At 61.2% G+C, this 12,595-nt stretch carries 15 protein-coding genes; 13 read left to right on the top strand and 2 right to left on the bottom strand.

Annotated features, from left to right (window positions below):
* The 7 genes from WCB02_RS39045 to WCB02_RS39015 form a co-directional block, all read left to right on the top strand.
* Window positions 1-449, top strand: a 449-nt coding sequence (locus WCB02_RS39045; protein WP_423967633.1) for a sensor histidine kinase, incomplete at its 5' end; no start/stop codon positions are given.
* Between the two features lie 138 nt (window positions 450-587).
* A complete protein-coding gene (locus tag WCB02_RS39040) occupies window positions 588-1,214 on the top strand; it encodes a response regulator transcription factor (RefSeq protein ID WP_423967630.1) in 627 nt (208 codons plus the stop codon).
* A 29-nt stretch (window positions 1,215-1,243) separates the two neighbouring features.
* Entirely contained in the window at window positions 1,244-1,711 is a 468-nt protein-coding gene (locus WCB02_RS39035) for a response regulator transcription factor (RefSeq protein ID WP_423967627.1), read from the top strand.
* A gap of 685 nt (window positions 1,712-2,396) precedes the next feature.
* Window positions 2,397-3,254: a helix-turn-helix transcriptional regulator gene (locus WCB02_RS39030; protein ID WP_423967625.1), complete on the top strand. Its 858-nt coding sequence runs from the start codon at window positions 2,397-2,399 to the stop codon at window positions 3,252-3,254.
* Between the two features lie 342 nt (window positions 3,255-3,596).
* Window positions 3,597-4,121 (top strand): sensor histidine kinase, encoded by a 525-nt coding sequence (locus WCB02_RS39025; RefSeq protein WP_423967623.1) that lies wholly within the window; start codon window positions 3,597-3,599, stop codon window positions 4,119-4,121.
* Between the two features lie 280 nt (window positions 4,122-4,401).
* Window positions 4,402-4,854 carry a hypothetical protein gene (locus WCB02_RS39020; protein ID WP_423967621.1) on the top strand — a complete coding sequence of 151 codons (453 nt, stop codon included), beginning with the start codon at window positions 4,402-4,404 and terminating at the stop codon, window positions 4,852-4,854.
* 130 nt (window positions 4,855-4,984) lie between these two features.
* Window positions 4,985-6,439 (top strand): beta strand repeat-containing protein, encoded by a 1,455-nt coding sequence (locus WCB02_RS39015; protein ID WP_423967619.1) that lies wholly within the window; start codon window positions 4,985-4,987, stop codon window positions 6,437-6,439.
* A gap of 37 nt (window positions 6,440-6,476) precedes the next feature.
* On the opposite strand, the gene WCB02_RS39010 is transcribed toward WCB02_RS39015, so the two are convergent.
* A complete protein-coding gene (locus tag WCB02_RS39010; RefSeq protein WP_423967616.1) occupies window positions 6,477-6,788 on the bottom strand; it encodes a helix-turn-helix domain-containing protein in 312 nt (103 codons plus the stop codon).
* A 58-nt stretch (window positions 6,789-6,846) separates the two neighbouring features.
* Window positions 6,847-7,359, bottom strand: a complete 513-nt coding sequence (locus WCB02_RS39005) for a hypothetical protein (RefSeq protein ID WP_423967614.1) — start codon at window positions 7,357-7,359, stop codon at window positions 6,847-6,849.
* A 216-nt stretch (window positions 7,360-7,575) separates the two neighbouring features.
* Between WCB02_RS39005 and csgH the strand changes: the two genes are divergently transcribed.
* The 6 genes from csgH (at window position 7,576) to WCB02_RS38975 (ending at window position 12,178) form a co-directional block, all read left to right on the top strand.
* Window positions 7,576-7,878 carry a curli-like amyloid fiber formation chaperone CsgH gene (gene csgH, locus WCB02_RS39000; RefSeq protein ID WP_423967612.1) on the top strand — a complete coding sequence of 101 codons (303 nt, stop codon included), beginning with the start codon at window positions 7,576-7,578 and terminating at the stop codon, window positions 7,876-7,878.
* Window positions 7,863-8,363: a hypothetical protein gene (locus WCB02_RS38995; RefSeq protein WP_423967610.1), complete on the top strand. Its 501-nt coding sequence runs from the start codon at window positions 7,863-7,865 to the stop codon at window positions 8,361-8,363. Before csgH ends, WCB02_RS38995 begins: the two co-directional genes overlap by 16 nt.
* Before the next feature lie 29 nt (window positions 8,364-8,392).
* Complete coding sequence (locus WCB02_RS38990; RefSeq protein ID WP_423967608.1) at window positions 8,393-8,692, top strand: curli assembly protein CsgF; 300 nt, start codon at window positions 8,393-8,395, stop codon at window positions 8,690-8,692.
* Window positions 8,693-8,719: 27 nt separating this feature from the next.
* Window positions 8,720-9,607: a CsgG/HfaB family protein gene (locus WCB02_RS38985; protein WP_423967605.1), complete on the top strand. Its 888-nt coding sequence runs from the start codon at window positions 8,720-8,722 to the stop codon at window positions 9,605-9,607.
* Between the two features lie 283 nt (window positions 9,608-9,890).
* Window positions 9,891-10,643 (top strand): EfeM/EfeO family lipoprotein, encoded by a 753-nt coding sequence (locus WCB02_RS38980; protein ID WP_423967635.1) that lies wholly within the window; start codon window positions 9,891-9,893, stop codon window positions 10,641-10,643.
* A 92-nt stretch (window positions 10,644-10,735) separates the two neighbouring features.
* Entirely contained in the window at window positions 10,736-12,178 is a 1,443-nt protein-coding gene (locus WCB02_RS38975; protein WP_423967602.1) for a cytochrome c peroxidase, read from the top strand.
* The last annotated feature ends 417 nt before the right edge of the window (window positions 12,179-12,595 follow it).

Raw genomic sequence — 12,595 nt, 5'->3', positions numbered from 1 at the left:
TTATTCACGAGGTCGCCGCTTTGCTGCAGCGCGAACTGAACGCCAAGAATGTCATGCTGCGCCTGGAGCTTGGGCCGTCGGTGCCTCGGGCGGTTGCAGACCGGGTTCAGCTCCAGCAGGTCATCATCAACCTGATCATGAATGGCGCCGAAGCGATGCAGGAGATCACCGACCGCCCACGTTCATTGGTGGTTCGTTCCTACGAAGACGACGAGGATAAGGTCGTGGTTGCCGTCAAGGACAACGGCACCGGTATTCCCTGCGAAATTGCCGACCGGCTATTCGATGCCTTTTTCAGCACCAAACCGAGCGGTCTGGGAATTGGCCTTTCGATATGCCGCTCGATTATCGGGGATCATGGCGGACAACTATGGGTCACAGACAATCATGAGGAACCCGGAGCGGCATTCTGGTTTTCGCTGCCGGCGCTCCGAGAGATCGCGTCATGAGCTGGCAGCAGCCCAACTGGATTCAGCGAAAGCATTGATACGCGATGCGGACATCTCGACAAACCCGACCGCGTCGGCGGGTTACCACCGACGACGGCGTTCGCGTTGAAATCCGTTGACCAGATCTGGTGATCGACCATGGAAGAGGCGCCCGAGCAATTTATTTTCGTTGTCGACGACGACCCGTCGATGCGGGTCGCACTGACGAACTTGTTCCGGTCGATGGAATTCAAAGTGCAAGTGTTCAGTTCGCCGAAGGAACTGCTGGAGAGCAAGCTCCCGAATGCCACCAGCTGTCTGGTGCTGGACGTGAGGCTGCCCGGCGTGAACGGGATCGAATTCCAGGGCGTTTTGGCCAAGGCCGGCATTCACATTCCGATTGTCTTCATGACGGGCCATGGCGACATCCCGATGTCGGTCAGGGCGATGAAAGCCGGGGCCATCGACTTTCTGCCCAAGCCGTTCCGCGATCAGGATATGCTGGATGCGGTCATCCGTGCGCTCGATCACGATCGTACCAGGCGCGACGGCGAGAAGGCCGTATCCAAACTCCGGCACTTGTTCGACTCCCTGACCGGGCGCGAGCGCGAGGTCTTTGCCCTCGTCATCTCCGGCCTGATGAACAAACAGATCGCCCACACGCTGCAGATCAGTGAAATTACCGTCAAGATCCATCGCGGACATGTCATGAGAAAGATGGAAGCCCGCTCGCTCGCGGACCTCGTGAGAATGGCTGAAATGCTGGGGGTCAAACGGTCAGGCTAGCCGAGTGCAAACCTAAGTATGATATAAAAATGGGCATCAACGGCTCAATGTCGTCGGCAAGCCGCTTCACGCAAGGTTGGCATCCCACTTCCGTCAAAGGCCGTCAATTGACCGCAGTTCCGGAGATTTCGATCATTGATGACGATGCATCCATTCGCGCAGGGCTGGACAATCTGGTGCGGTCGCTTGGATACGTGGTCTCGACATTTGCCTCCGCCGAGGCCTTCCTGCAATCGACCCAATTGCACAACACCTCGTGCGTCATCGCGGACGTCCGCATGCCGGCGATGAGCGGCGTCCAGATGCAATCTCTGCTGCGGAACCAGGGCTACCAGGTGCCGTTCATCATCATTACCGCAGCTCCCGACGAAAGCACCAGGCGGCAGGCGCTCGACGATGGAGCGCTCTGCTTTCTGACCAAGCCTTTTGACGAAGAGAATCTGATCAATTGCTTCAACAGAGCCGTTGAGCACCACCGCGGCGTCACCGGAGCCTGAAAGCCCAGCTTCGTGCAGCAGCCCGGCAACGTGTCTGCCTGATTGCGCTCCCCTGCTGGAACGAACGCAAAAAAAGGGCCGGTGGACTGCACGCCACCGGCCCTCCTCGCCTGCATTCGCACGAAGCGGCCCGGGGGGTGGCGGCTTCGTTCAATCGATCATGGCCCGGGTTCGGGGGCAACCGGGGCCGTGCGACACGACGCGGGCGCTGTACCGGATCGAACTCTGCGGGAGTGACAGTGTTCATCCGATTGCGGCTCGAGTCATATCGGCTTCCGGAAGCGCGCGCTGATTGGCGATTGCTGGATTTCTCCGAATCTTGCGTCAGTTGCGAGAGCGATCCGGAACGGCATCGCTCTAAACCTAGGTATAGGTTTGTGGGCCATGGACGAAAACCTAAGTGCGATGGAAGGCACCAGTGTTCCCAGACTAGTTTGCGTCCAGGATCATAGAAAGGACAGGGCCAAGTGAGAGCTCCCCGAAACCTGAAACGCAAGGGATGAATGCGATGTTGACCGGCTCCCCATCGTTCAGCGCTTTGCCGTTGAAGTCTTTCGGCAATAGCCGACCGAGAGATTCGGCGCGTGACGCCGCGGCATTCTCGTCCCGGCCGGGACTTCTTGGCGACGGCGACAGCTCGCGGGTATCTCAAGGTGACCAATCGGCCGATACCTCGTTCCCGACAATGACCGTTACACCGCACCGGGCGGTTACACGCAACGGCGTGATGTGGCGCGGCATGGGCGTCGAACTCGTCCAGGCGATGACGCATCAGCGGATCGACTATGATTTCTACGCCAAGTTGCATTTATTGGTTGCCTATCAACAGGGCATCCGTCGCGACGGTGACTCTCATATCGAGGGTCTGCCGCGATCGACGCGGCGCGACGTCGCCAAGAGACTGACGTTGGTGCCGGCGGGCCGACAATTTCACGAGTGGCACGATCCGCGCATACCGACATGCGCCACATATTTCTATTTCGATCCCACAGAGCTTCGGATCGATTCCGACAACGGCGCTGCGGGCGCGGTGTTCGCGCCGCGGCTGTTTTTCGAGGATGCGGCGATCTGGAACACGATGGAAAAGCTCAGACAAGCGGTTTGCTCTCCGCAGGGGGTCAACAGGCTTTTTGCCGAAGCACTCGGCACTGTCCTGCTCCACGAACTCGCGCGCCTCGAGGGGGGAACTGAGCCCTGCGCGACCGCGGCGAAGGGAGGTTTAGCCGCCTGGCAGCAGCGAATCGTGATGGCCTATATCGAGGAACATCTATCGGAGCAGGTTCCGCTCGCCGCACTGGCGCGCCTAGCCCGGCTGAGCACGTTTCATTTCTGCCGGGCGTTCAAGCAATCGTTCGGGGTTCCGCCGCATCGGTACCATACGATCCGGCGGATCGAGCGCGCGAAGGGCATGTTGGCTGAGAGAAAGCATTCCGTGACCGAAATCGGGCTGACCGTCGGCTTCAGCGAAACAAGCTCCTTCACCGCGGTCTTCCGCAAAATCACCGGCCAAACGCCGAGCCGCTATCACCGGGCGCTCGGATGATGCCGTGCGGCATCGATGCGTCAGGCTCATTTCAACTTGTCGTCGTCTTGGCCTATTTTGCTGCAATAGCGTGTCAATCCTTGTTCGCGACGATGACGGCTGCGCGATAGCTGCGCGTGATATCCGCCATTACTAAAATCCTATGCAACTCGGCCGTGCCGCGATCTGCATCTTTCTCTGCGGCGCCTCCTCGACTGGGAACGGCAAGATGGCTGGCAGCCGGTTGCGTCGGGTAATCGTGGCGGCCTGCGCTGCCGTGGACGATGGCCGCGTCCCGGCGGCGGAATCGAATCGCAAGCTGGTACCACCGCGGGCGCGGCGGAAGAGAGATTGCACGACGTATTGGCCGCGCTCGCCCACGCGACGCGGGTGGCGACGCTGGAAAAATTGGCTGTCTCGATCGCGCACGAAATCAACCGGCCGCTGGCCGCGGTCGTCATGAATGGCGCAGCCTGCTTGCAATGGCTGGACCGCGTCGCGCCTGATCTGGCGGAGATCAGGAGTGCCGCAAAGCGAATCGTCGCCGATGCCAGCCGGGCCGCGGAGATCGTTCGCCTGCTCGGCGCGCTGTCGCGCAAAGCCACCCCCGAATATCGCCCCTTGAACGTCAACGACCTTGTCAGGGAAACGATTCCGCTCCTTCGAAGGGAAGTGGCCAGCCGCGCCGCCACGCTTCAACTGGATCTCAATCCGGACATTCCGCCTGTCGCGGGCGACAAGGTTCAGCTGCAGCGGTTCATCATCAACCTCGTCGTCAACGGTATCCCGGCGATGGAGGGTATCACCGGGATAGCAGGCCGCGAGCCTGTTGCTGCGCCAGCGTGTCAAGACTCTTCTGCGGAAATTGCCGCGTTCCGCCGGAGGTGATGAGATCGCGGTGCTTTCGCGCTCCGCTGCGTCGCGAGCCTGGAAAACCGCCGGATCGCGGCAGCCGGGCCGCGCCAAGAGCCGGCCAACAGGCCGGCGCCCTCCCCTCCCCGATGATCCGTCCGGCCGGTGCTCGATGCCGCGCCGCGAGGAATTGCGCTGCCAACTTAAGCGCGAAACGGCTTTCCTTAATCCTGATGTCATATTCGTTTGGGAAGACCACAGCCGATCGGACGCCGAATGCTCTTTCGGCGGGTCGTAAAGGTGACGGTCGTTGACAATGAACCGCTATGGATATTCGATCTTTTGTGACGATATTCGCAACGAGGCAGGTGGCAAGCTCAGCTTTATCGGCTGCTACAATGGCGTGATCTTCATCTCAGGCGATTTTCCGTTGGTGCTTCCGAAACTTTGCGTGCACGCCCATATCTTCTCGCCCGCCACGCAGCCATTCGGCGCGATCACCGTGCGATGCTATCTGCCGGGCGACGATAAGCCGTCTTTCGAAGAGCCGATTGAAACGCCGGCGCACCATCACCAGGCGGGATTGGTCGCAAATCTCAAGACTGACACCGGAGCGCCGCTGTTCATCGTCGCTGCCACGAGCCTGATCTTCACCCCGCTCGAGCTGCGCCACACCGGCTTGATGCGGATGCGCGCCGTCATCGATGCCGAGCCGGAGATCCGGCTGGGTTCACTTCGGATCGAACACGCCCCCATTTTCCGCTCCTGAATTTGAAACTGTCGTCCTCACCGCAAGGCATGGGTGCCGCGGTCGGGCGCGCTTGCGTGCTCATCAGGCTTCGTGAAGGATTAATTAAAAGCGTCATCCGGACGTCAAGTTAAGAATGTTTTAACGCCTGTTGAGGGCGGCGATCCCCGCCGACCCCGTCCTGGACAACGTAAGGAAGACCTTTCCCATGAAAATGATGACTGCGCTCGCGCTCATCCTTGTGAGCGCGCCGGCGGCCTATGCCGCAGGCCCGCTCGACAACGAGTCCTTCATCGACCAGATCGGCTCCAGCAACAATGCGACGGTCTCGCAGAAGAGCGGCAACAACAATCAGGCAACGTTCGAAGCCGGCAAGTTCAACTCGGTCCTGAGCACTCAAGCTGGCGGTACGCCCGGCACCAACAACTCGGCGAACGTTCAAATCGGCAACGACAACACCGCAGCGATCTCGCAGAAGAACGGCAACAACAACCAGGCAACCACTCAGATCGGCCGGGCGAACGGTGTGACCACCTCGCAGGTCAGCAATCTCGCGAACGGTCTGAATAATTCGGGCAACCTTCAGGCCGGCGACTTCAATTCCGCCATGACGACGCAGAACAACTCGCCGCCGAATTCCCAGGCGACCGGTGTCAGCTACGTCAACAGCTCCTTCAGCGCGCAGTTCGGCTCCGGCAACAGTGTCGTCGCCACCCAGACCGGCGGCCAGAACGGCCAAGGCACGTTCCAGACCGGCACCGGCAACATGTCATTTGTGACGCAGTCCGACAAGTCGATCACGCCGGCTTCCGCTGCGGTCGTGGGCGGCAACAACACGTCGTTCACGGCCCAGTTCGGCGATAACAACATGGTGACCACGTCGCAAAAGACTGCCGACGCCAGCGGCACGGGCGGTTTCGCCAATGGATATGGCAATACGTCGGCGGCGTTTCAGGCCGGTTCCGATAACGTGGCGACCATCAGCCAGAACGGATCGGCGAAAAATGGTTCGTTCTCGGCCAATCCCGGCACGTTCAATGCCTCGAGCATGGTTCAAGTCGGCAGCGACAACGACGTTTCGGTGAAGCAGGGCGGCAGCACCGCCGGCAACTTCGGCGCGACAACGGCCGCCCAGGCTGCGAACGACACCAACGCGTCGTTCGTGGGTCAGTTTGGCTCGAGCAATACGGCCGGCATCAACCAGGCGAACGGCGCCAACACCCAGGCAACCTTCCAGACCGGCAACGGCAACACCGCGACCATCGGTCAGAAGACCCAGCCGCTCGGGACGGGCAACGGTGCGAACAACGCCGTCACCGCTCAGTTTGGTACTGGCAACACGGCGAGCGTCGCCCAGTCGATGGCCGTTCCGCTTTCGATCGGCAACAACAACTCGCTGATCACCCAGATCGGCGGCTCGAACGTGGCCAACGCCGCACAGTCCACCGGCCAGCAGGCGACGGCGGGCAACAACACGCAGGTCGCGCTCCAGGTCGGCTTCGGCAACGTCGCGACCGTTACCCAGGCGACCGGCGCCAACGTGGCTAACACCTCGTTCACCGCCCAGTACGGCGTGCACAACATCGCGGTGGTTTCCCAGAAGTAACGGGGAAAGGCGGCGAGCAAATAGCTCGCCGCCTTTTTCATATGCTCCCAATCTCCGGAACGCGCTCCGCGCGCTGTTCATCCGGAGGCCGTGGACCGATGATCCTGATCGGCTTGTGGCCGGTCGTCGATGTGACCGGGGCGATGTTCTGACCGGCCGCTCGTTCAAGGGTCCGCAACTCAAGCGAGATTTCCCGGTCGAGCGCCCAGGCGAGTTCCGCAAGCGACCGTAGCGTGATCTCTGCTTCGCCCGATAATTGACGATTGACGCTCGAGCGGCGGCTGTCGAGCCGGCGCGCGAGCTCCTGCTGGGTGAGGCCACCACGCTTTTCCTCGGTGATGGCCCGCAACAGCTCCCTGCGAACCCGGCCGATGAACCTGCCCGCGGCGCGGGACCTCGCGTCGATATCAAACCGAAAGAACGTCATCAGGATCTACCCCCTTAACGCAAAGCGTCGCATCGATGTTGAGCTCGCGGCGCAGCCGCCGGATTGCGATGCGATAACCACGGTAAAGATCATGGTCCTTGATCGTATCAGCCCAATTGCCGAAGACGGCGACGAAGCAGTTCTTCGCCGCGAACCAGCCGAAAACACGAAGATCCGGCGTCTTCAACTCCCACACGGCATTGTCCTCGACGCGCACGACCCGGAACTGCCTTGTAAAGATCAGCGGCTGGCCGCTCAAGAACGAATGAAAGAGATCGTCAATCTGCTCGGCGGGCGTCGTGTTGCCGAGCACGCGCGCAGGCCGCGCACCATCAAGGATTTCCTTGAGCCATTCGATGAACTGCGGGGTGCCGTAAAGCAGGCGCAACGGCTGATCGCGAGGCGCGAGCTCGACCTCGATCCTTACAATTGAGCCACTGTCCACGAGATCTGCGATGGTTGGCATGTGCTGACCGGCAATCGCTTGATACAAAAATATCACGTTCGGCCGGCAAGTCTTTCCGCAATTTCGTTGTGATCTCCAACTTTTACACAAGCGTCATGATCACTCTCTAGAAATCGCACTCAAGTACCGAACGATGACTACCCACCCTCGATAAACAACGAAAATGCGCTTCACTTCCAGACGTCATCGTTCGATTGCCGCCCACTGCGACCGGTCAGACGCGATACGGGATCCGAGCCTCAAATGACTGCTGTTTCACCCGTTGCAATAGAATGCGCCATTCGCGCCGAGCCCGTGAAGGGTTTCCTGCGGCTCGAAGCGGTCGTGCGATCCAATACGCCGGTCGCTGGACGATACAGCTTCGTGATCGCCAAGCATAGCGCGACAGGCATCTCGAACAATACGCAAAACGGGGCCTTCGCCGTGACGGAGCAGCCTGAGCAGGTTGTATCGACAGTCCTTTTGGATCGCTCGGCGATCGGACACTACCGCGCCGAGCTCTCGCTCGAATCGGACCACGGGAGGTTTGAGTGCACTTCGCCATGATGAGCTTGATATCGCCAAGGGGCGCATTGGCGGGTGCCTTGCTGCTCGTCGCCTGTCCGGGGGCATTCGCGCAGTCAGCCTACATCACGCAGGTATCCCCACATGCGCCGGTGATCGAGGCGATCCAGGCTGCCCAGCCGACGCAGACGGTGCCGGTTTCGCAATACGGCCCGAACCAGACCGCCTTCGTGCCGACGCCGGAATTAACGCAGCCACGCAATGGAAATGTCGCCTCCACGCTACAGATCGGCAGCTTCAACCGCGTCTACCAGTCGCAGTCGGGGGGCGGCAATTTCTCCAACGTCGGCATAGTCGGTGGCAATTCGAATAATGTCGGCGTGTGGCAAGGCGGCCGAGACTTGTCGAACCTTGCGCTGATCAACATGCAGGGCTTTACGGTCGACGTGCTGCAACCGCCCGGCGCCGCTCCCATCAACATGCTGATCGCACGTCTGCCGAACGGCGGCCTGCTGATCAAGCGATGAGCTGAAAATCTTGTACCCAGGAGTGAGTTATGATTAACCCAAAAGTGATCATTGTAGCGGTTGCCGCAATCTGCGTGAGCGTGCCGGCCTCAGCGTCCGAGATGGTATATCACCCGGTGAATCCGACGTTCGGCGGTAATCCGCTCAACGGCAGCTTCCTGCTTTCGACCGCTCAGGCGCAGGGCGAAGGCGTCAAATCCGGCAGTCAGGGCCCTGACCTGAGCGGCCTCAACAATGCACTGAGCAATCTCGGTTCTGCCGTTGTCATCGGCGGATCAGGCACAAACAGCGGCAGCACGAATAACAGCAGCGGCGGCACCGTTCCTTAAGACGGCGTGCTCATCTGGGCTCAAACAATGAAAAGAAAGTTCCGAGGCGCTGCCGCGGCCACGATGCTGTGTTTCAGCCTTGGCGGATGCATCACGGGTTCGGCGAACGATCCGATGGCGCAACCGGCCACGCTCGTTCCCGACACCAAGACGGGTATCGTGCTCGACAGCCTGCCGCCGCCACGGCGGAAGCTGGACGTCACCGTCTACAACTTTCCCGACCTGACCGGGCAGAACAAGCCGAACGACAATTTCGCCGAATTCTCGCGGGCTCTCACGCAGGGCGCCAGCGCCGTCCTGATTGACGTTCTCAGCAAGGCGGGTGGCGGAGCGTGGTTCAATGTCGTCGAACGCAACGATCTGCAGCCGCTGCTGCAGGAGCGCCAGATCATCCAGAACACCCGAACCGCGGCCGAGGGCGACAAGGCACCAAGTCTGCCTCCGCTGCGCTTTGCCGGCATATTGCTGGAGGGCGGCATCATTGGCTACGACAGCGACGAAACCACCGGCGGCATCGGCGCCAACTATCTGGGCATAGGTCCGGACGTCCAATACCGGCAGGACATCATCACGGTAGCGCTGCGCGCCGTCAGCGTGCAAAGCGGCCGTGTGCTGGCCTCGGTCACGACAACCAAGTCGATCTATTCCATCCTTGTCCACAGTTCGGCGTTCCAGTTCGCCGCAGTCGATCAACTGCTGCAGGCCGAGCTCGGCTTCACCAAGAACTCGCCGGCGACGCTTGGAGTGCGCGAAGGCGTCCAGCTTGCCGTCTATGCGCTGATTTTCGAAGGAGTGAAGAATCGGCTGTGGGAGTTCAAGGACAAGGCCGCGGGAGACGCTTTCATGCTCGAGCTCGAAAAGCAGCGCAAAGCAACACTCATCCAGGCCGACGCCCAGAATGCATCCAAAAGCTGAGCCTGAACGCAGACGTTCCCGGGTCGCGGGCCTCCGTGTCAGGCGACGCATCCGCTATCTCGGACCATGTTCGCGTCAAAACGCGCGCTTGACGTCGACGTAATACCGTCAGGATCGTCGCAGTAGACGTCCTGCAAACTTACGAGCCTTCGCGATGTGCCGGGAGCGCCACACGCGGCAATCGGGGTAACAATTGATGTTGACAGCGCGCGGTCGTCACCTGACATCAAATCGATCGTTATCAGCAATTACCATCTTGCTGGCAGCATTCCTGTGCCTGGCTGTGGTGGGGGTCAGCGACGTCGCCAAGGCCGATGGTGGTCCCGCGGTGCCGCTCGATACGGGGATTGAGCGCTATCGATCGCTGCTTGTCGCCGATATCGACCGATCGGTCGCCAGCGTGCAGAAATTGCGCGCCAATGTGACCAGCGGCGACCTCGCCGCAGCGAAACAGGCTTGGATCGAGGCCCGGGTCGGTTGGGAACGCTCCGAGGTCTTCACCAGCGGCTTCGCTCCGGAACTCGACCGGGACATCGATGCCTGGCCGAATGGCGCGACCGGCTTCCACGCCATCGAAGCCAAGCTGTTCGGCGCTGGCCGAACCGACGTCGCGGACGGGGTGGATGCGTTGCTGCACAGTCTTTCGGATATGACAACGATCGCCCGCAATACCTCATTGACACCTCAGGGCCTGCTCGACGGGTTGACCCGGCTGGCCTACGAGGTCGGTGAAAGCAAGGTCGACGGCGGAGAATCGCGCATCAGCGGCACCTCCATCGACGATATGCGCAACAATGTCGATGGTATCGAACTCGCCTACAACACGATCTTCGCCGCGGCAATCGACAGCCGCGATCCCAACCTGCACGCCACGGCTCAGCGCCTGATCGCGGAAATGAAGGCCAAGCTCGCACAGCGCGACCTGCGGCAGCTGGAGCAGGAACGGCTCCGCATCCTCAGCGAGGAGCTCGTGTTGACGCTGCAGACGGCGGCCCCCCGTCTCGCCCTGGCCCGGCCGGCGCTGGAGCTTCAGTAAGCCCGCCGTGCTCCAGCGGACAAGCAGGACGTGCCGTGGCTTGGAAAAGACCACGACAGCTTTGAAACCACACTCTCCAGGGGACCATCTCGGTGACAGCACGACGAGGATTTTGGGCGGTTGCGATCTGCCTGCTGGCGGCGCTGCCCGGCGGCGACGCGGGAGCGTTTCCGCTCAGCGGCGATCAGACTGTATTACCGGCGGGCACCGAGCTCAACGAGGACGCGCCCTATCGCCCAACCGAGGTTTTTCACTCCGAGACGCGCGGCGGCTTCAAATCCTACATGGTTGACCTTGGCGATCTGGCGTTCAATTCCCCTAGCCTGCTGGGCGGCGCGGCGCGCGAGGCCGGCATGAGCTGCGGCACCTGCCATGTCAACGGCGCCGGCAACCCCAAACTCTACATCCCGGGCATGTCGACCCGACCGGGGAATTTCGACACCACCGGCCCGCTGTTCAATCCCAAGGCGCATAACGGCGTGCTCGATCCGGTTCGAATCCCAAGCCTGCGCGGCGCGCGCTTTCTCGCTCCCTACGGCAATGACGGACGGATCGCGTCGTTGCGCGACTTCGTGCGCAACGTCGTCGTCAACGAATTTTCCGGTCCAGAGCCCTCGCCGCCGATTCTCGATGCCCTGGTCGCCTACATCGAGGATATCGATTTCCTGCAAAACCCGAGTCTCGACTCCAGCGGCAGGCTGACGGCGCAAACGAACGCGGCCGAGCGGCGCGGCGAGGCGATCTTCGTGCGGCCGTTTCCGCATGATGCGACCATGAGCTGCGCCACCTGCCACGTTCCGTCGGGCGCATTCGTCGATCATAAGCAGCACAATGTCGGCTCGGGCGGGCTGTTCAAGACGCCGACCCTGCTGAACGCCGATTTCAACGCGCCGTATTTCCACGATGGACGCTATGACAGGCTGGACCAGGTCGTGGCGCATTTCGACCAGGTCTTCGAACTCGGCCTGGCGCCGCAGGATCGTTCCGACCTCGTCGCCTATCTCACCGCCGTCGGCGACGGCCTGCTGCCCGTCGACCGCGAGGGCGCGACGGCCCAGCTCAAGGAGATCAATGACTTCGCTACAGTGCTCGAGGTCGCCATTCCCTCCCACGACCTTGCCGTCATCGATCTCGCGGTGACCACCGTCGGTCAGGAACTCCGCGATCTGACCGAGCAGTTTCCCGATCGCCGCGACGCCACGGTGACCGGCGGGCTGCAGGAACGTCTCGCCACACGAGCGATGCTGAAGGATTCGGTAATCCGGTTCCGACATATCGGCACCGCAGCGGCGGCTGGACGCTTCGACGAAGCCGCGGCGGAATTCACGATCTATCGCAAAATGTCCGCGGGCGTGTTGCCGCTACTGCTGACGACCGCGCAGCGATGGTCGCTGTTCAATCCCGCGGTCCACGACGCGCACTACGCGGCGCTGCGTCAGGCACTCCGGCAGACCGAAACGGCGGCACAGGTGCCGGCCGTGCCCGTCGACACCGCGGGCGAGAGCGCGGCGACACCGGCTCAGATCGGTCGCTGAGAGGCAAGGCAGCTTCGACGACAGCAACTGGCGCTCCTCGGCAAACGTTGCTGCGCGTCGATGATCTGTGTTGGAAGCATGATTCGAGAAAAGCGCTGCTGGCAAGATGGTCCACCCGGGTCCGATCGCGATCGAGCGATCGGACGGTCACCGCGAACTTATCAGCAGTGCCGAATTTCATTCAATGTTCAAAAAATACCGGTCACAGGCGTCACATTGTCCTGTGAAGAGATACCTCGCGAAAACTTACTTCACGGGGGCTCACTACGATGATTGACTCGAAACGCAGTCGCAAACGAAACTGGCGATTGAACGGCGCTCTCTACACGTCGGTGCTCACGGCATCGGCACTCTGCCTCGGCACCGCGGCCATCGGCGGCGCCGCCGATCCCGCCGCCGCAGTGCAGACGACCAGTC

It is taken from the genome of Bradyrhizobium sp. (assembly GCF_049581145.1).
Classification (GTDB): domain Bacteria; phylum Pseudomonadota; class Alphaproteobacteria; order Rhizobiales; family Xanthobacteraceae; genus Bradyrhizobium.
This window is presented reverse-complemented; position numbering and strand designations above follow the sequence as displayed.

Coding starts and splice junctions, on each gene's coding strand:
- WCB02_RS39040 (WP_423967630.1), top strand. CDS start 588: ATGGAAGAGGCGCCCGAGCAATTTATTTTCGTTGTCGACGACGACCCG.
- WCB02_RS39035 (WP_423967627.1), top strand. CDS start 1,244: ATGGGCATCAACGGCTCAATGTCGTCGGCAAGCCGCTTCACGCAAGGT.
- WCB02_RS39030 (WP_423967625.1), top strand. CDS start 2,397: ATGACCGTTACACCGCACCGGGCGGTTACACGCAACGGCGTGATGTGG.
- WCB02_RS39020 (WP_423967621.1), top strand. CDS start 4,402: ATGAACCGCTATGGATATTCGATCTTTTGTGACGATATTCGCAACGAG.
- csgH (WP_423967612.1), top strand. CDS start 7,576: ATGACTGCTGTTTCACCCGTTGCAATAGAATGCGCCATTCGCGCCGAG.
- WCB02_RS38990 (WP_423967608.1), top strand. CDS start 8,393: ATGATTAACCCAAAAGTGATCATTGTAGCGGTTGCCGCAATCTGCGTG.
- WCB02_RS38985 (WP_423967605.1), top strand. CDS start 8,720: ATGAAAAGAAAGTTCCGAGGCGCTGCCGCGGCCACGATGCTGTGTTTC.